The sequence below is a fragment of the Bacillus cereus genome (genome assembly GCF_002564555.1).
Taxonomy (GTDB): Bacteria; Bacillota; Bacilli; order Bacillales; family Bacillaceae_G; genus Bacillus_A; species Bacillus_A cereus_K.
This window is the reverse complement of sequence record NZ_NUVD01000104.1, coordinates 349,738-367,372: the sequence shown is the minus strand read 5'-3', so window position 1 is coordinate 367,372 and position 17,635 is coordinate 349,738. Positions and strand designations below refer to the sequence as shown.

Genomic DNA, 17,635 nt, shown 5'->3' with positions numbered 1-17,635 from the left:
TAATATTCTTCATATAGTTAAATAAAAAAATCTAGTTGGAGAAGAAAAATTGAATAGAGAGACAGACTTATATCAAAATAAGCCTTGGATGATCAAAAGAGGTGGAGAGATGAAACAATTACTGTTAAAGAGTAAACGAGTGTTAAGCACTCACTTTGGATTTTTCGTGTTTGCAGTTATTTTATTATGGTTAAAAACGTATGCAGCATATGTGATAGAATTTAATTTAGGGATATCAAATACAATCCAAAAGTTCTTACTGTTTTTCAACCCGTTAAGTTCAGCAGTTATATTTTTAGGGCTCGCATTATTCGCGAAGGGGAAACGAGCTTACATTTGGTTAATTGTTATTGATTTGCTAATGTCTATACTTTTATACTCAAACGTAGTATATTACCGCTTTTTCAGCGATTTTATTACGTTCCCGACATTAACACAATCGAATAACTTTGGAGATTTAGGTAATAGTATTTTTGCATTGCTACACGTATATGATCCACTATATTTCTTGGATACAATCATTTTAATTGTTTTAGTCGCAACGAAATTTGTAAACCCTAAACCAATCCGTGTTGCGAAGCATAAATTATCACTTGTGTTTATAGCAGGTATTTTATTCTTTAGTATTAACTTAGGACTCGCAGAATCGGATCGTCCTCAGTTATTAACTAGAACGTTCGATCGTAATTATATTGTGAAATATTTAGGAGTGTATAACTTTACGATTTATGATGGTATTCAAAGTGCGAAAGCATCAACAGAACGAGCATTAGCTGATGGAGATAATATGACAGAAGTTAGAAACTATCTTACATCAACATATGCAAGTCCAAATCCTGAGTACTTTGGTAAAGGAAAAGGAATGAACGTAATTTATATTCATTTAGAGTCATTCCAAAACTTTTTACTAAACTACAAATTAAATGGCCAAGAGGTTACACCATTCTTAAATTCATTTATAAAAGATGAGAATACGTTATACTTTGATAACTTCTTCCATCAAACAGGACAAGGTAAAACATCTGATGCGGAGTTCATGTTAGAGAACTCAATGTTTGGATTACCACAAGGATCTGTTTTTACAAATAAAGCTCATAACACGTATCAATCAGCACCAGCCATTTTAGGTCAACAAGGATACACATCAGCAGTGTTCCATGGTAACTATAAAACGTTCTGGAACCGTGATGAAATTTATAAATCATTTGGTTTTAATAAATTCTTTGATGCGTCATACTATGATATGAACGAAAAAGATGTAGTAAACTATGGATTAAAAGATAAACCATTCTTTAATGAATCAATTCCATTATTACAAACGTTAAAACAACCGTTCTATGCGAAGTTCATTACGTTATCGAATCATTTCCCTTATCCTATTGATCCGGCAGAAGCAACGATTGAGCCAGCGAAAACAGGTGACTCTTCTGTAGATACGTATTTCCAAACGGCACATTATTTAGATGAATCTGTAAAAGGATTCATGGATTACTTGAAACAATCTGGTTTATACGATAACTCAATTATTGTTATGTATGGTGACCATTATGGTATTTCAGATAATCATAGCGCAGCAATGTCTCAAATAATGGGTAAAGAAATGAACTCATTTGAAAATGCTCAATTACAACGTGTACCTTTAATCATTCGTGTACCAGGAATGGAAGGCGGCGTACAACATCAATACGGCGGAGAAATTGACGTTCTTCCAACGTTATTACACTTACTAGGGACAGATACAAAAAATTATGTCCAATTCGGATCAGATTTATTATCGCCAGAGCATAAACAAGTCGTTCCGTTCCGTAATGGTAACTACGTAAGCCCAACAGTTACAGCACTTAACGGCAAATATTATGATACAGCGACTGGGAAACCTGTAGAATTTACAGATGAAATAAAACAAAATGAACAAATGGTTCAAAAATCACTAAAATACTCTGACCAAGTTGTTAACGGAGATTTATTACGATTCTACACACCGGAAGGATTTACCCCAGTAGATCCTTCAAAGTACAACTACAACAATCGTGATAAAAATAAACCGAAGGTAAAGACGACTCCGGAAGAGGAAGCTAAATAAATACTAAAGAGCGCTACTCATATGAGTAGCGCTCTTGTTTGTATATAATTCCATCGTTATTATACAGAAGGATCTTTTGTTTTTTGTTTCGCCTTTCCGAAGAATACTACACCTACAATGATAATAATGATGAATCCCCATTTAACTAAAGGGTTTCCCTCGAAAAATCCTACAAACCATTTTTCACTTACAATCATTTTCGCAGCAGTATAAGCTAAAACGGCAGCTCCAATCGTAATGATGACAGGGAAACGGTCCACCCATTTTAAAATCAATGTACTTCCCCATACGACTACAGGAATAGAAACTAATAGCCCGATGATTACTAAAGAAAAATTGCCATGTGCAGCTCCAGCAACAGCGAGAACATTATCTATTCCCATTAACGCATCAGCTATAATAATGGTTTTAATAGCAGACCAGAATCCTTCTTCTGCCTTAATATCATGATCTTTGCCTTCAGCAATTAATTTGTAGGCAATCCATATAAGAAGTACACCACCAATTAGAAGTAATCCTGGTATTTTTAATAACCAAACAACAACTAAGGTGGCAGCAGCTCTTATAGCGATTGCTCCGATAGTTCCCCAAATGATGACTTTCTTTTGCTGTTCTTTCGGTAATCGTCTTGCTGCTAATCCAATTACAATGGCATTATCACCAGCTAAAACTAAATCAATTACAATAATGGCAAGTAAGGCAGACAAATATTCAGATGAAAGAAAATCCATTTATATATCACCCCTTAAGAGTAATATGTGCTAAGCCATTAAACGGTATGAAAAATTACAAGGGTAATCTTTTTTGATGCATAATTAAGAAAAGAATAGCTTGAAAAAACAATTTCTTCAAATAGTAATCGAGGATGATTTACACGATTCTAATTTTTTGTAATGGACATTCAAAAAGATGGCTCCGTTACAATTCCGGAGCCATCTTTTAAGTATTTAATTTTAAATGTGTAAGTTTTTGTTTTAAGATTTACTTTCATATTTTTGGGTAGCTACTTTTTTAGGCATGAAACATGCAATAATCAAAGCAATAAATGATAAGACTAACATAAATAAGTAGGCATCACTTGAGCTGAAGATAGAAGTTAATTTTGTTATTTGCATCGCTGATATGTTTCCATTTTCACTAGACAACTGTAAAGTATGTGAAGTTGACTGAATTGTATATACGGTGATGATAACCGCTGTTCCAATCGCACCTGCAAGTTGGCGAATGGTATTGTTTACTGCTGAACCGTGTGAACCTAATTCTCTTGGTAAAGCATTCAGCCCTGCAGTATTTAAAGGCATCGAAATAAAGCTTAACCCGATTCGTAAAATAATGGTACGAACCATTAAATACATATAAGTTGTTGATTCGGTTAAATCAATTACACCCCACATTGAAATGATTATACATATTAAACCTGTAATAAAGAGTGGCTTCGCTCCGTATTTATCAAACATTTTGCCTGTGATAGGGGATAAGAAGGCATTAATCACAGCTCCGGGTAATAGAAGTAGACCGGATTCAAATGCGGTAAAACCACGTCCACTTTGTAAGTAAATCGGTAAAAGAATTAAATCAGCATACATAATCATCGTAATGAGTACGTTAATGACTGAAGTAAGAGCGAAAATTTTATATTTAAATACGGATAAATTTAGTAGTGGATCGTTAGATTTTATTTGACGTAAACAGAATAGCGTTGTAACGATTATACCGACGATAATGGTAGTAATAACAACTGGATGATCCCATCCTTTGCTTCCAGCACTACTAAATCCGAATATTACACAACCAAATCCAATCGTTGATAAAATGACACTTACGATATCTAATTTTGCTTTTGTTGTCTCAGCAACATTCATTAAATATTTAAGTGCGAGAATAATAACGATAAATACAAATGGAGCTAATCCAATAAATAGCCATCTCCATGATACATATTCAATGATGAACCCAGATAATGTTGGAGCGATAGCTGGCGCAAAAATGATGGCAAAACCGATGGTCCCCATAATACTTCCGCGCTTTTCACTAGGGTATAAATATAAAATAACTGTCATCATTAGTGGCATAATAATTCCTGCTCCAATTGCTTGAATCATTCTGCCAGTTAACAGAACACCAAAATTCATGGCGCATGCACAGAGAACAGTCCCAATAAACAAAGAGAGCATCGAACTAATAAAGAGCTGCCTTGTTGTAAAACGTTTCATTAAAAACGCAGTAATGGGAACGAGAACACCATTTATGAGCATAAAGCCTGTTGATAACCATTGCACTGTTGCAGCTGTAACATCAAATACTTCCATTAAATTACTCATCGCCACATTTAATAGTGTCTGATTTAATGTGGATAAAAAACAGCCGGTAATGAGGACAACTAATATAATTTTTTTGTTTCTTTCTGATAGTTCCTTTTGCATTGGTAAACTCCTTCATTATTCACTTGATTTATCGACATTGTGTCGATAAAATTAATGGTAACAAAATAAATTTTCTTTGACCATGAACAGTTTTTTTGAAAATGTTCACTACTCGACATAGAAGGTATGCACTGTCGAGTAAGTAAATAGAAAATCTATAAAGGAGTTTTAAAGTGTCTACACATAAAAAAGAAGATCCTCGTACAGTTCGTTCAAGAGAAATGTTTAAAAATGCTGTTTTTTCTCTTCTAAGTGAGAATCCTAGTATTTCAAGCTTAACGGTCCAAAAAGTCGCAACAAAAGCAGGATTAAATCGAACAACATTTTACTTACATTATCAAGACATTCAAGATTTACTAGACCAAATTACGAATGAGATTTTAAATGAACTTTCTAATAAAATTGTTGATTTAATACATGCAAGAGATTTATCAGAAAAACAAAAGCTAACACAACTACTGGATTATTTATATATCCACCGAAATTATTTATTTATTTTATTTAAAATGAATCAATTTGAGGAGCAATTATTTTTATTTATTAAGCAATTAATAGAAACGAGAAGAGAGAATACGAAGAAGGATTTACCAGATGATTATGTTGCAGTTGATATTAAAACAGCCTCATTGGTAGGGATTATCATGTGGTGGATAAGAAATGGACTTCACTTTAGTTCAGATTATATCGCAAATCAAATTTATTTTATGTATAAAGGTAATTAAGTATAGGAATTAATAAAAATTTATACTACAAAAGAATCAGAGAAGGCAGGGGAGTATTCATGATATTTCAAAATGAAAAAGTATCATTGCAATTAGACGTTGTAAAATACGAGTTTGAAAATGCACATATTGCATGTGATCGTAATTGGCTAATAGTAAAAGCAAAACTCTCAGAAGAAAATAAAGTTTTTGAAACGATGGATCCTTTTTTACAAACTTCCGATTTACAGGACATGAGAAAATGGTTTCAATCATTACCGAACCCTACATATAATGAATTAGGTTTCATAGAACCCAATTTAGCTTTTGAATTTATTGGAGAAAAAGAAGGAGAGTTTCACATTATTATTCGCTTATCGCTGGAGCTTACCCCTTCATGGTGTAAGCAAGAGGAGTACGAATTTTCTATCGGCATAACTCGGGATGATAAAGAACATATTATTCGTTCTTTAGAGGAACAACAAAGAAAATATCCAACACGATAAAGTGAAACTAAAATCAGTGGAGGTTTTGTTCATCTCCTACGGATTATTAGCCTTCACCAATCGCCCGTTAATGTGGGATAAAAAAAGACTTGATAACCTACTAGAGGGAATCAAGTCTTTTTATTACATACGATTATCATGCCAGAAGTTTAATGGGAAGTGTTCGTTCTCATGATAGCTTTCTAATTCATATCCTTTTTCTTTCAGCCCTTTAATAATTCCAGGTACTGCTTTAACTGATTGTGGATGAATATCGTGCATAAGGATAACTTCTGTTGGATTTGTAGCATGAGCTAGAACGTTTTCTACGATTTTAGCAGATGCAGCGTCTACTGGCATTTTGTTGTATTTCCAGTCTAATGAATCAATTGTCCAGTCCCAAACTTTTAAACCATTTTCGGAAACTTTGTTACGAAGAGCTTCATTTAAACCTGGCATTGAGCCGTAAGCAGGACGAGTTAATACTGGGGATTTTCCTAGAACATCAGCGATTAAGCCTTGATCTTCTTTCATTTCATCAACGTAATGACCTTCTGTGTAAAGCTTCTTGTAGTTATGAGTCATACTGTGCATCCCAACATAGTGGCCTTCAGCATCTTCGCGTTTTACAAGGTCGGGGAAAGCTTTAACGTTTGAACCAATTAGGAAGAATGTTGCTTTTGCATTTTCACTCTTTAACATATCTAAAAGCTCAGCTGTATATTTTCCAGGACCATCGTCAAATGTTAAGTAAGCGACTTTTCTAACTTGCCCATTATATTGTTTTGGAGCTTCTTTTGGTGCAAGAGAAGTTTGAATTTCGCTTACAAGTTGGACAGATTTTACTTCATCCTCTGAACTTGCTAGAGCAATATGTGTTGATCCGTAAGCGGCTTCGTATGTAAATAATACCCCAGCGCAAATCAACATAGCCCTTTTCATTAAAGTTGTCATTCGAATTCCATTGTGCATAATTTTCCTACTCTCTATAAAAGTTCTACTCTACTATATTAGCAATTATAGGTAGGGAAATGCAAAAAAACTTTTTTACAAGTACAAGAAAGTTTGTCCGAAAGTATGCAAGATTTCAGTAGTTTGTAAGTTCGAAAAATAGAATAAGTAGTGGTGTGGAAAATTGGAGGAGGAAATTTATAATTTCACATACCGTAGTTAAAAAATAAATATAGGAAAATCAAAAAATGATGTAGAATATATCGTACATACATAAATGAAAACAACATAAAAATTTAAATGAGGTGGACATATGTTACTTGAAGAAGTAATGCAACAGCTAGAAGAATATGGAACGGAGCAAACTCGAAAAACGTATAAAAATCATGGAGCAAAAGAGCCGCTATTTGGAGTTAGTTTTGCGAATTTAAAATTGTTAAAGAAGAGGATAAAAAAGAATCATGATTTAGCAAGTTCATTATGGGAAACGAAAAATATGGACGCAATGACTTTAGCGACATTTGTTTTAGACCCGAAGAAACTAACGACAGAACAGCTTAATAGTTGGGTACAGGATGTTGATTATTATTGTTTAATGGATGTCCTTATGACGTCTATATGTACGTCACCAATCGCAATAGAAAGAATGGAAGAGTGGACGCAATCTAGCGATGAATGGATTGGAAGAGCTGGCTGGTCTTTATTAGCAAATATTGCGATGAAAAATAAAACGTTAAACGATGATTTCTTTTTACCGTATTTAGAAGAGATTAAAATTCATATACATAATGAAAAAAATAGAAAAAAAGAAGCGATGAATAGCGCTTTAATTGCGATAGGAATTCGTAATGAAAACTTAGAACGACAAGCAATTGAACTTGCTCGTGAAATTGGAAAAGTAGAGGTTGATCACGGTGCGACGTCATGTAAAACACCAGATGCTGAAGCATATATAAAAAAGGCAAGAGAAAGAGCTGAAAAAAAGAAAGTGAAATAAGAGAAGGGGAACAGCAATGAAACCAATTGAAGCAGCACAAAGCATAATTACATCACAATTTCCAAATTGTGATGTTGCTTTACTGGGAGGAAGTGTTGCACGAGGAGAGGCGACAAAAACATCTGACCTTGATATCGTAATAGTCGATCAAAGTTTAACTTCTTGTTATAGAGAATCTTTCTATAGTAATGGATGGCCTGTTGAAGTATTCGTGCATAATTTTGAAACATATAATACCTTTTTTACAATAGATTGTGACCGCGGGAGACCTTCGTTACCACAATTAGTGTCAGAAGGGATTGCATTAAAAGGGGAAAAGGAAATTGTTGAGAAATTAAAAAGAGAAGCAAATGACTTGCTAAATAAAGGACCAGCTAAATGGACCGAAGAAACGATGAAGCAAAAACGTTATTTTATTACAGATGCTTTAGATGATTTTATAGGCGCGTCTAAGAGAGAAGAAGAATTATTCATTGCCAATTTATTAGCGGATTTAGTACAGGAATATGTATTAAGAGTAAATGGTAGGTGGCTTGGAAATTCAAAGTGGTTTATTAGGGTGCTAAGAAAATATGATGAGAATTACGCAGACCAATTTGTAGCGGCTTTTGATCATTTTTATACAACGGGAGATAAGTATAAATTAATTACTTTTGTAGAAAAGACGTTAGAACAGTATGGAGGAAGAATGTTCGAAGGATTTTCTATAGGGAAATAAAAAGGGGATAGTACAATGAATGTACCATATGTTCAATTAAGAGAATTGACATTAGATGATGTAGAAGATCGCTATCAATGGTCGTTAGATACAGAAGTAACAAAGCATTTAGTCGTACCAGACCAATATCCTCCGTTCACTCGTGACGATACGAAAAACTGGATTGAAGCTTGTTTAAACCGAAAGAATGGTTATGAACAAAGAGCTATCATTACAGAGAACGATATACACATTGGCTGGATAGACCTTAAAAACTTTGATAAAACAAATAAAAATGCTGAACTCGGAATTGCGATTGGAAATAAAGACTATTGGGGTAAAGGATTTGGAATGGCAGCTCTAAACAGCATGTTACAAATAGGATTCTCTCAGTTTGAATTAGAGAAAATTTGGTTACGTGTAGATGAAGATAATACACAAGCAAGAAAGAGTTATGAAAACGCAGGATTTGTGTGTGAAGGGTTAATGAGAAATGATCGATTGCGCCATGGTAAGTTCATTCATCGATATCGTTACAGTATATTAAAAGAAGAGTATGAATCGAAATTTAATAGCCTATAAAAATATTATGTAAATTAAAAAGGGGGGTATAAAATGATTCGATTACTTACAAAAGTAGATGCAGAGCAATATTGGGAGCTACGTTTACAAGCACTACAAGTAAATCCAGAAGCATTTGTAACGACATATGAAGAAGCGGTACGTCAAGAAAATCCACTTGAACGCGTTGCTAGTAATCTTTCGTCTAACAGTAGTTTTACATTTGGTGCTTTTAATAAAGAGAGTCGTTTAGTTGGAGTTGTTACTTTATTAACAGAAGAGAAGGAAGCATATAAGCATAAAGGGCATATCGTTGCGATGTATGTAGATGCAAGTGATCGAAGAAGTGGTCTTGCGCGTGATTTAATACGTAAGGCAATTGAAAGAGCAAGAGAAATGAACTTGGAACAATTGATCTTAGGTGTGGTGTCCACAAACGAGCCGGCAAAAAAATTGTATGAATCAATGGGCTTTAAAACGTATGGGATTGAAAAAAGGGCTATCAAGATGAATGGTGTGTATAGTGATGATGAACATATGGTGTTGTTCTTTTAAGGGAGAGTTTATTATAATACATACGAAATGAAAATTTAGAATTTTATGTGTATTATTTCTGTTGTATGATATAAGAAGAAACTTAATAAGGGGTTTTTAGATGAAAGCTATTGCAGTAGGGATATTGGCATCATTTTTCTTTGCCTTTACCTTCGTTTTAAACCGTGCGATGGACTTGGATGGTGGAAGCTGGATTTGGAGTGCGTCTTTACGGTATTACTTTATGGTTCCAATGCTTTTATTTATTGTCATGTATCGAGGTAATTTAAAGCAACTCTTTCAATATATGAAAAAGAATCCGAAAGAATGGTTAGTATGGAGTATTGTTGGGTTTGGTCTCTTTTATGCACCGCTTAGTTTTGCTGGGGCATTTGGACCTGGTTGGCTTGTTGCATCAACATGGCAAATTACGATCGTTGCAGGTATTTTGCTAACACCATTTTTTGCGGTAGATCCTTTACATAAAAAACTTCCGATGAAGGAATTAGTTATGTCAGGCATTATTTTATTCGGTGTTGTTCTCATGCAAGTAGAACATGCTTCTTCATTAGGGATTCGTGAAACTGTTTTATGTGTAGTGCCTGTACTTATTGCTGCGTTTGCGTACCCCCTTGGAAATCGAAAAATGATGCAAGTTTGTAAAGGGGAATTAGATGTATTCCAGCGTGTTCTCGGTATGACATTAGCGAGTTTACCATTTTGGTTTATACTATCTGGTTATGAGGTATCTGCAAATGGATTACCATCCAGTAGCCAAGTTTTTCAATGTTTTATTGTCGCGGTTAGCTCTGGTTTAATTGCGACAGTATTATTCTTCTTTGCGACAGATCTTGTAAAAGATGACCCGCAAAAACTAGCAACAGTTGAAGCGACTCAGTCTGGTGAAGTTTTATTTGCGCTAGTAGGGGAACTCATCTGGCTATCTGCCCCAATTCCGTCATCTTTATCTTGGATTGGCATGAGCCTCGTTATTATCGGGATGATATTACATAGTTACGTAGCTGTAGTTGTGAAAAAAGAAGAGAAAATAACGGCGTAATGAGACTAGCTCTTTTTATAAAGAGCTAGTCTTTTTTCATAGAAAGGGATGGAAGTATGAATTTACAGCACGTTGAACAAATTGAAAGTGAAACCATTCTAAATATACTACAGCATGCTGTCGGTCCAAATGAAATAAGCTTAAATTTTATCAAGGCAATGAAGGGACATTATATAACTACGAAGAAAAAGCTTGTATAGGTATTGAAGTTATTGAAGGATCGAAAGCAAGGATATGTCACATTGCTGTCATGCCAAAAGATCGTCACCAAGGAATTGCATTACGCATGATAAAAGAATTGGTTTTCAGGTTGAAAATTTAGGAGAGAAAGATTTCATTGTTATTTAGAAAAATAGCATGAAAATATGCAAATGTGCATATGGAGTATAGTTTGAAAAAAATAAGATTTACATTATATAATAAAGGTGTCTGGAAAAATATAGATAAAAGAAATTAGGTGTATAACACATGAGAATGGATAAAATTAAATTTATGAAAGTCGCTACTTCAATTGGTGTTTCATCTTTTTTATTAACGGGTTGTGGTGATTATGAAGAAGAAACTGCACAGAAAGAAAGTACAGCTGTTGAAACGGATGGTGCGAAGCAAGGGAATGAACAAGAAACATTAAATTGTGACGATAAAGCCCCAACAATGGAAAATGTGGAGAAAGATGAGTTATGCAAGGAAAATAATCCATCATTTTCATCGTATCACGAAAACTCACATTTACCGATACTTCCATTCGTAGCAGGCTATTTATTAGCAAGTAGAACCTCAAATATGAATTATACAGCAAAAGCAAATGTAATGAAGAAACCATATACAAATAATATTATTCCTTATCGTGAAAAAGACGAACGTAGAACAGGCGGCGGTAGTGGTGGATATTCTGGCGGTTCTAATAACAATAACTCTTCAAATAAAGTTGATTTAAATAAGCAACAGCCAAATCAATCTAATAAAGTGACGCCAGATACAAGTACGCCAAAATCATCTACGACACAAACGCCGAAAGTGAATTCTGGTTCAAGTGGAATTGGAAACGCAAAGGCGCCAGCCGGATCCTAAAATGAAAGGATAATAGAGTCATGTATACAGAACAAGAACAGAAAGATTATATGAAAGCATGGTTTTCACTTGCGGAAGAGGCTGGTCGAAATGGTTTTACGTGGCCGAGTCTGTTAGAGAAGGAAGAATGGAATCAATATATGGCAACAGGGATGTATCGCATGCCTGTAAACACATATACCGCTATTTCAAAAGCGACAGAAGAAATTATGTATGTGTTATATAGAACATATCAATTTATTGTAAATACGACAGAAGATTTTCAAAAACTTGGGTTTCCGCCCGAAACGTGGGAAATTGCGAGAATGAAACATACTGGTTTGTTTTCGTATTTTACAAGGTTTGATTTTATTGTAAATGGTGATGATATTAAATTAATAGAAGTAAATTGTGATACACCAACAGGATATTTAGAACCGTCTGTCGCAAATGAAGTATTGTGCCGTTATCATGATGTAAATCATCCAAATCGTATTGAAGAGCATATTGTGCAGGCGTGGGAACAAATCAAGCATGACTATAATATAGTGCCTACAGAGACTATATATTTTACTAGTTACGATTGGCATGATGAAGACCGTCAAACAGTTCAATTTTTAAGAAGTTATTGCTTAAACCAGCCTACGGAGTATGTGGGAATTCAAGATATCGTCGTTGCAGATGATGGCATATATACGCCGAGCGGAGAAAAAATCCAATATTTATATAGACTGTATCCCATTGAATATTTAGTTTCAGACGTCGATAAAAATGGAAAAAGAATTGGACTCCAGTTTTTAGATCATATAGCGCAAGGACGAGTCAAAATCATTAATCCACCGGCTGCTTTTCTTATGCAAAATAAAAGTGTACTCGCATTAATTTGGCAACTTTTCGAAGAGGAAGTTTTCTTTGAGAAAGACGAGCGAGAAATCATTAAGAACTACTTCCTACCAACATATTTTACAAATAAACCATTTTTAGAAAGAAATGGATCGTATGTTTCCAAACCTTTATATGGCCGGGAAGGTGGCGGAGTATCTATATACGATAATGAGGAACTATTAGCTGAAGATAAAACAGAGTATTATTTTGAACAACGGAAAATATACCAGCAATACATAGAAATGCCTGACTATACCATTGACACATGGGATGGTCCGTATACTGGTAAACTACTAATTGGCTCTCACTGTATAAGCGGAAGAGCAGCAGGCTTATTTTTACGTGTAGGTGAGAAAATAACGGGGAACTTATCAATGTTTACTGGAATTACGATTGAAGGATAATGTGCACGTAAAACAGTAAATATTATTTTGTTAAAGGAAGAATAATATTTACAGCATGGAATTAGGAAATTTAAAAATTGTTGAAATGAGTAAATAATAAATTTGACTACAACATTTTAAGGAGATTAACTTTCAATGGAAAGAAAGCTATTAACACAGCAGTTTCCTATATTAATTCCTCTAAGGATTAGACAACGTAGGGTGTTTAAAAAAATAAGCGATTCTATTAAAGGGTATAGATTTTCAAAAACATTTGAAAAAAATCTATTACCATATAGAATTTATAAACATAAATCTCTTCTTATTAGAAAATTAGGAGATACTGATATTCAGCTGCAATATAATAAAATCAATAATTTAAAATTAGCTATAAGTAAAATAAATAGGGTTGTAATTAAACCAGGAGAAACTTTTTCCTTTTGGAATCTTGTGGGAGATTCAAGTGAAAAAGCTGGATATAAAGAGGGTATTATTTTAATGAATGGCGAAGCGCGCAGGGGAATAGGCGGGGGGCTTTGTCAGTTAGGGAATCTTCTTTATTGGATGTTCCTGCATTCGGAGTTAGAAACAATAGAAAGATATCGTCATAGTTTTGATCCATTTCCTGACTATGGAAGAGTTATACCGTTTGGAACAGGTGCTACCTTAATGAATGGGATTATTGACCTAAAATTAAGGAATAATACTAATATTACTTACCAAGTCAATCTGTATCTTGATGAAGAATATATATACGGGGAAATTAGGGCATCTAAATACCCACCATATACGTATTCTATTGTTGAAGAAGATCATCGTTTTGCCAAAAAAGTAAATGGTAAAGTATACAGGCAAAATAAAGTTTATAAAAAAATAGTGGACCGTGTCACAGGTAACTTAGTTGCTAAGGAACTAATCATTGAAAATGATTGCCTAGTAAAGTATGAAGTAGATGATGAAAAAATAGTGGATTCTAAATAAATATCTTAAATAAGTTAAAGGTATTTGAAAAAACTCTATAAATCATTTTAATATAAACTTTTCCACAGCAAAAAATATGAGGTTGAAAGTAACCTGCAAATAGTATTTCACACATCGTAATAGAAAGAGCCCTAGGATATAGCTGTAAAGTCAGCTATTCTAGGGCTTCGCTTATTTTGTACTTGTTCATTTTGCGATAGAGTGGATAATTAAGTTAAAAATTAAGAAAAATATGATAATATATTCGTATATAGGGTTAAATTTTAATATATAGGGTTAGTGAGGGAACCATTATGAAAATAAATGAAATAGTAGCGAATACAAAATTTCCGAATACAATTGAATCCATTACAAAAGATTTAAAGACATTAGGAGTCAAAAAAGGAATGACAATTATCGTTCATTCGTCATTAAGTTCTATCGGTTGGATATCGGGTGGCACGGTTGCGGTAGTAGAAGCGTTAATGAAGGTTGTTACAAAAGAAGGAACGATTATTATGCCGACGCAATCTTCAGATTTATCCGATCCGAAACATTGGTCAAGACCACCTGTACCTGAAGAATGGTGGCAGATTATTCGTGATAACGTCCCAGCATTTGATCCACGCATAACACCAACAAGAGGAATGGGAGAAATAGTTGAATGTTTCCGTACATATCCGAATGTAGTGCGTAGCAATCATCCATTAGGAAGTTTTGCTGCATGGGGGAAATATGCAGAGGAAATAGTAAGAGATCATTCGCTTTCAATGAGCTTTGGAGAGGAATCACCATTAAGAAAAATATACGATTTAGATGGATACATATTACTAATTGGTGTTGGCTATGATTCTAATACGTCTGTGCACATATCTGAAGTACGTTCTGGTGCGCGTGAGTTAATAAAGGTAGGAGCACCAATTATAGAAAACGGTGAAAGAGTATGGAAAGAGTTTGTTGATATGGATTACGATTCTGATACGTTTGTAGAAATCGGTGTACAGTTTGAGCAAAAAGGAACTGTAACAAATGGGAAAATAGGTAACGCAACGTGCCGTATTATGAAGCAACGTGATATAGTTGATTTTGGAACAGAATGGTTTCGTAAGAAAAATCAGTAAGGGATGGTTATAATGAAGGGGAAAAAGGTATTAATTACGAGTGGTGGTTGTTTAGAAAAATGGGACCAAGTACGCGGGCATACGAATATGGCTAAGGGTACAATTGGTAGAATCATCGCGGAAGAACTTATTGCAAAAGGGGCACACGTTATATACTTACACGGTTACTTTGCGGAGAAACCAAGCGATGTACATAGAGGGTTAGAATTACATCCATTTGAAGGAATAGTTGATTTACAAGATAAAATGAAAAGTATCATTACGCATGAAAAAGTCGATGCGGTCATTATGGCAGCGGCTGGATCAGATTGGGTTGTGGATAAGGTTTGTGATCAAGATGGGAATGTTCTTGAGATGAATGGGAAAATATCAAGTGATATCGCACCGATTATACATTTTAAAAAGGCACCGAAAGTATTAAAACAAATAAAAGAGTGGGATCCAGAAACAGTACTCGTTGGTTTTAAACTTGAAAGTGATCTAAACGAGGAAGAACTGTTTGAAAGAGCGAAAAATAGAATGAAAGAAGCTAAGGCGAATGTAATGATTGCGAATTCACCACATTCTTTATATTCGCGCGGTGCTGTACACTATGTCATCGGCCAAGATGGTAAAGGGAAGTTATGTAACGGGAAAGATGAAACAGCGAAAGAAATTGTCAAAAACTTAGAGATATTGTGTAATCGTATTACTGCTTTGTAAAATTTAGTTTTTAGATAAGAATGGATCCGCATAGTATATAAATGAGCGAGACTTTAATCGAATGTGAAGCGTAAACCAATCAAGATCTATACAGAGAATAATTGGTGAGGAGTGGGTTCTATGGAACATTTATTAAAGCAAGCTATTAAACTCCGGGACGAAAAGAAATATGCGCAGTCCAGAGAGATACTTATAGGATTAACAAATTTTACGAGGGATGCAGAAGTGCTTTATCAATGTGCTTGGATACATGATGTAATGGGTCTTGAAATGGATGCCGTGCCGTATTATGAACAGGCAATTGCGAACGGGCTTGAAGGTGAGTCACTTTGCGGAGCTTATATTGGTCTTGGTAGTACATATCGTTGTATTGGAGAGTATGACAAAGCAATTACTGTTTTAGAAGCAGGGGTACAGAAGTTTCCGGAGAATGACGCTATGAAAGTTTTTTTATCATTAGCCAAATACAACGTAAACGATCATGAATCCGCGATGAAATTATTACTTGAAACTGTCGTAAAAGTAGATGAAGTAAGAGAATTTGAACGTGCGATTTTTTTTTATAAAGACCGTTTAAACGAGGTTTTTAAATAGAGGAGTGACCGTATGAATGTATCCATATCGCGAAGGCGAAAAGGAATTTGGATTGGACTCGTATCTTTAATTATGGTATCAAACTATTTATTGTATGCTCTTCCAATTGTACCAGATGCACCTAAAGAAGTAGTACTTGGGTCATTATTAGATTGTATGTTTGTAATTCCAGTTCTCACGTATTTCTTTATTATTCGAAAAAGATATTCGTTAACATATATATTTCCAGTCGTAATAGCTGGATATATATTTGCACGCTTTATTATTCCGAACGATTATTTACAAGCTTTTTCATTCGTTTCTTATATAATAATTGCAGGAGAAATTGCATTTGTAGGCTTAGAATTATTTCTTCTATATAAAATAATTAGGGTGCTTCCTAACATAGTAAAAAGATATAAAGAATATAGAAAAGAGTATTCTTCATTTTCTTATGCGATTGATGCAGCGTTTGACGCTACTATGAAAAGAAGTAAGGCTGTAAGTATCATTCTTACTGAGTGTAAATTAATCTATTATGCATTTTTATCGTGGCGTGTAAAAGTACCAGAAGGTGAATCTGTGTACTCATATCATAAAAAGACTGGTGCTATAGGTGTTTATATTATGATTATCCACGCAACTGTAATTGAAAGTATCGGTTTTCATTATTTGCTTCATCAATGGAATCCAGTGGTAGCTTGGATTTTACTCATACTAAATGTATATGCGATGATTTATTTTTTAGCTGAAATACAAACGATGCGTAAAAATCCGATTGTCGTAACAGAAGACAACATAATCATTCAGATCGGATTAGGAAAGAAAGTTGTATTGCCATTTACACAAATTGATGATATTGCGTTCTACAAAGGAGACTCCTTAAAAGCAAAAGAAGAGAAAGAGGTATTGGATGCAACTGTTATGGAGTTCATAAAAGAACCTGCTACTTTTGAAATAACACTAAAAGAGCCAGTGAAAGCACAATTGTTATATGGATTTTCTAAAACAGTAAATCGTGTTCACTTAAATGTTGATGAAGAACGGAAATTTTATGATGTGGTTACTGAAAGGCTAAAACATATGAATGGTGGATAGTGAAAAACCCGCAAGTATTGCGCTTGCGGGTTTTCATCGTAAACTATTAGAAAATATGGTAAAATTAAATGGTAACTTAAGGTGCGGTTGGATGTTCAATTATCACTTCTCCGAGTAGGAGGGGGGTGATAATACGTGAGTGAAATAGCGTTGCTACTGCAGGGTGGACTGTTTCTCGTTGCATTGTTAACGTTTGTTGTCGTTTTAATTGACAAGCTCAAAAAATAACAACCCACCTATGCTGATAGAATGTGGGTTGTTTTGTTTGTAAGAAACAAATAGGATAAATGAACAATCCAATCTGCTAAGTTACGTAGACTAGTGTGTAGCCGCACACTAGTCTTTTTTATTTATATACAATTAATAATTGG

19 protein-coding genes and 1 pseudogene are annotated in these 17,635 nt (G+C 34.4%); 17 read left to right on the top strand and 3 right to left on the bottom strand.

Annotation, left to right across the window (positions count from 1 at the left end):
* Positions 1-109 precede the first annotated feature (109 nt).
* The gene (locus COI75_RS25530) at positions 110-2,083 is read left to right on the top strand and encodes an LTA synthase family protein (protein ID WP_033657153.1); all 1,974 of its coding nucleotides are present in this window, start codon (positions 110-112) and stop codon (positions 2,081-2,083) included.
* 59 nt (positions 2,084-2,142) lie between these two features.
* Here COI75_RS25530 and COI75_RS25525 read toward each other — a convergent pair whose 3' ends face one another.
* Positions 2,143-2,814, bottom strand: a complete 672-nt coding sequence (locus COI75_RS25525) for a TerC family protein (RefSeq protein WP_000346965.1) — start codon at positions 2,812-2,814, stop codon at positions 2,143-2,145.
* A 243-nt stretch (positions 2,815-3,057) separates the two neighbouring features.
* Complete coding sequence (locus tag COI75_RS25520; RefSeq protein ID WP_001168403.1) at positions 3,058-4,506, bottom strand: DHA2 family efflux MFS transporter permease subunit; 1,449 nt, start codon at positions 4,504-4,506, stop codon at positions 3,058-3,060.
* A 173-nt stretch (positions 4,507-4,679) separates the two neighbouring features.
* On the opposite strand from COI75_RS25520, the gene COI75_RS25515 reads away from it, so the two are divergent.
* Both COI75_RS25515 and COI75_RS25510 read left to right on the top strand, forming a co-directional pair.
* Positions 4,680-5,228 (top strand): TetR/AcrR family transcriptional regulator, encoded by a 549-nt coding sequence (locus COI75_RS25515; RefSeq protein WP_000103618.1) that lies wholly within the window; start codon positions 4,680-4,682, stop codon positions 5,226-5,228.
* 59 nt (positions 5,229-5,287) lie between these two features.
* Positions 5,288-5,713 (top strand): WapI family immunity protein, encoded by a 426-nt coding sequence (locus COI75_RS25510; protein WP_000577202.1) that lies wholly within the window; start codon positions 5,288-5,290, stop codon positions 5,711-5,713.
* A gap of 123 nt (positions 5,714-5,836) precedes the next feature.
* On the opposite strand, the gene COI75_RS25505 is transcribed toward COI75_RS25510, so the two are convergent.
* Positions 5,837-6,664, bottom strand: coding sequence for a peptidoglycan-N-acetylglucosamine deacetylase (locus COI75_RS25505; protein WP_000551422.1), 828 nt, complete (start codon positions 6,662-6,664; stop codon positions 5,837-5,839).
* Positions 6,665-6,956: 292 nt separating this feature from the next.
* On the opposite strand from COI75_RS25505, the gene COI75_RS25500 reads away from it, so the two are divergent.
* The 14 genes and pseudogenes from COI75_RS25500 (at position 6,957) to COI75_RS27520 (ending at position 17,492) form a co-directional block, all read left to right on the top strand.
* A complete protein-coding gene (locus COI75_RS25500; RefSeq protein ID WP_000923460.1) occupies positions 6,957-7,640 on the top strand; it encodes a DNA alkylation repair protein in 684 nt (227 codons plus the stop codon).
* Between the two features lie 16 nt (positions 7,641-7,656).
* The gene (locus tag COI75_RS25495) at positions 7,657-8,358 is read left to right on the top strand and encodes a nucleotidyltransferase domain-containing protein (RefSeq protein WP_000802431.1); all 702 of its coding nucleotides are present in this window, start codon (positions 7,657-7,659) and stop codon (positions 8,356-8,358) included.
* A 15-nt stretch (positions 8,359-8,373) separates the two neighbouring features.
* Entirely contained in the window at positions 8,374-8,919 is a 546-nt protein-coding gene (locus COI75_RS25490) for a GNAT family N-acetyltransferase (protein WP_001102508.1), read from the top strand.
* 33 nt (positions 8,920-8,952) lie between these two features.
* On the top strand, positions 8,953-9,453 hold the full coding sequence (locus tag COI75_RS25485; protein ID WP_000620353.1) for a GNAT family N-acetyltransferase: 501 nt from the start codon (positions 8,953-8,955) through the stop codon (positions 9,451-9,453).
* A 100-nt stretch (positions 9,454-9,553) separates the two neighbouring features.
* Positions 9,554-10,492 (top strand): DMT family transporter, encoded by a 939-nt coding sequence (locus COI75_RS25480; RefSeq protein WP_000643654.1) that lies wholly within the window; start codon positions 9,554-9,556, stop codon positions 10,490-10,492.
* Between the two features lie 56 nt (positions 10,493-10,548).
* Positions 10,549-10,796, top strand: a pseudogene (locus tag COI75_RS25475) (GNAT family N-acetyltransferase); the annotation flags it as partial.
* Positions 10,797-10,960: 164 nt separating this feature from the next.
* Positions 10,961-11,563, top strand: a complete 603-nt coding sequence (locus COI75_RS25470) for a hypothetical protein (protein ID WP_001242147.1) — start codon at positions 10,961-10,963, stop codon at positions 11,561-11,563.
* 20 nt (positions 11,564-11,583) lie between these two features.
* Positions 11,584-12,831: a glutathionylspermidine synthase family protein gene (locus COI75_RS25465; protein ID WP_098380661.1), complete on the top strand. Its 1,248-nt coding sequence runs from the start codon at positions 11,584-11,586 to the stop codon at positions 12,829-12,831.
* A 135-nt stretch (positions 12,832-12,966) separates the two neighbouring features.
* Positions 12,967-13,791, top strand: coding sequence for a VanW family protein (locus COI75_RS25460; RefSeq protein WP_000440090.1), 825 nt, complete (start codon positions 12,967-12,969; stop codon positions 13,789-13,791).
* Positions 13,792-14,090: 299 nt separating this feature from the next.
* A complete protein-coding gene (locus COI75_RS25455; protein WP_141530741.1) occupies positions 14,091-14,891 on the top strand; it encodes an aminoglycoside N(3)-acetyltransferase in 801 nt (266 codons plus the stop codon).
* Between the two features lie 12 nt (positions 14,892-14,903).
* A complete protein-coding gene (locus tag COI75_RS25450) occupies positions 14,904-15,593 on the top strand; it encodes a phosphopantothenoylcysteine decarboxylase domain-containing protein (RefSeq protein ID WP_000676699.1) in 690 nt (229 codons plus the stop codon).
* Positions 15,594-15,713: 120 nt separating this feature from the next.
* Positions 15,714-16,187: a tetratricopeptide repeat protein gene (locus tag COI75_RS25445; RefSeq protein WP_000400622.1), complete on the top strand. Its 474-nt coding sequence runs from the start codon at positions 15,714-15,716 to the stop codon at positions 16,185-16,187.
* A gap of 12 nt (positions 16,188-16,199) precedes the next feature.
* The gene (locus COI75_RS25440; RefSeq protein ID WP_098448674.1) at positions 16,200-17,264 is read left to right on the top strand and encodes a hypothetical protein; all 1,065 of its coding nucleotides are present in this window, start codon (positions 16,200-16,202) and stop codon (positions 17,262-17,264) included.
* A gap of 135 nt (positions 17,265-17,399) precedes the next feature.
* Complete coding sequence (locus COI75_RS27520) at positions 17,400-17,492, top strand: putative holin-like toxin (RefSeq protein ID WP_001289320.1); 93 nt, start codon at positions 17,400-17,402, stop codon at positions 17,490-17,492.
* Positions 17,493-17,635 lie beyond the last annotated feature (143 nt).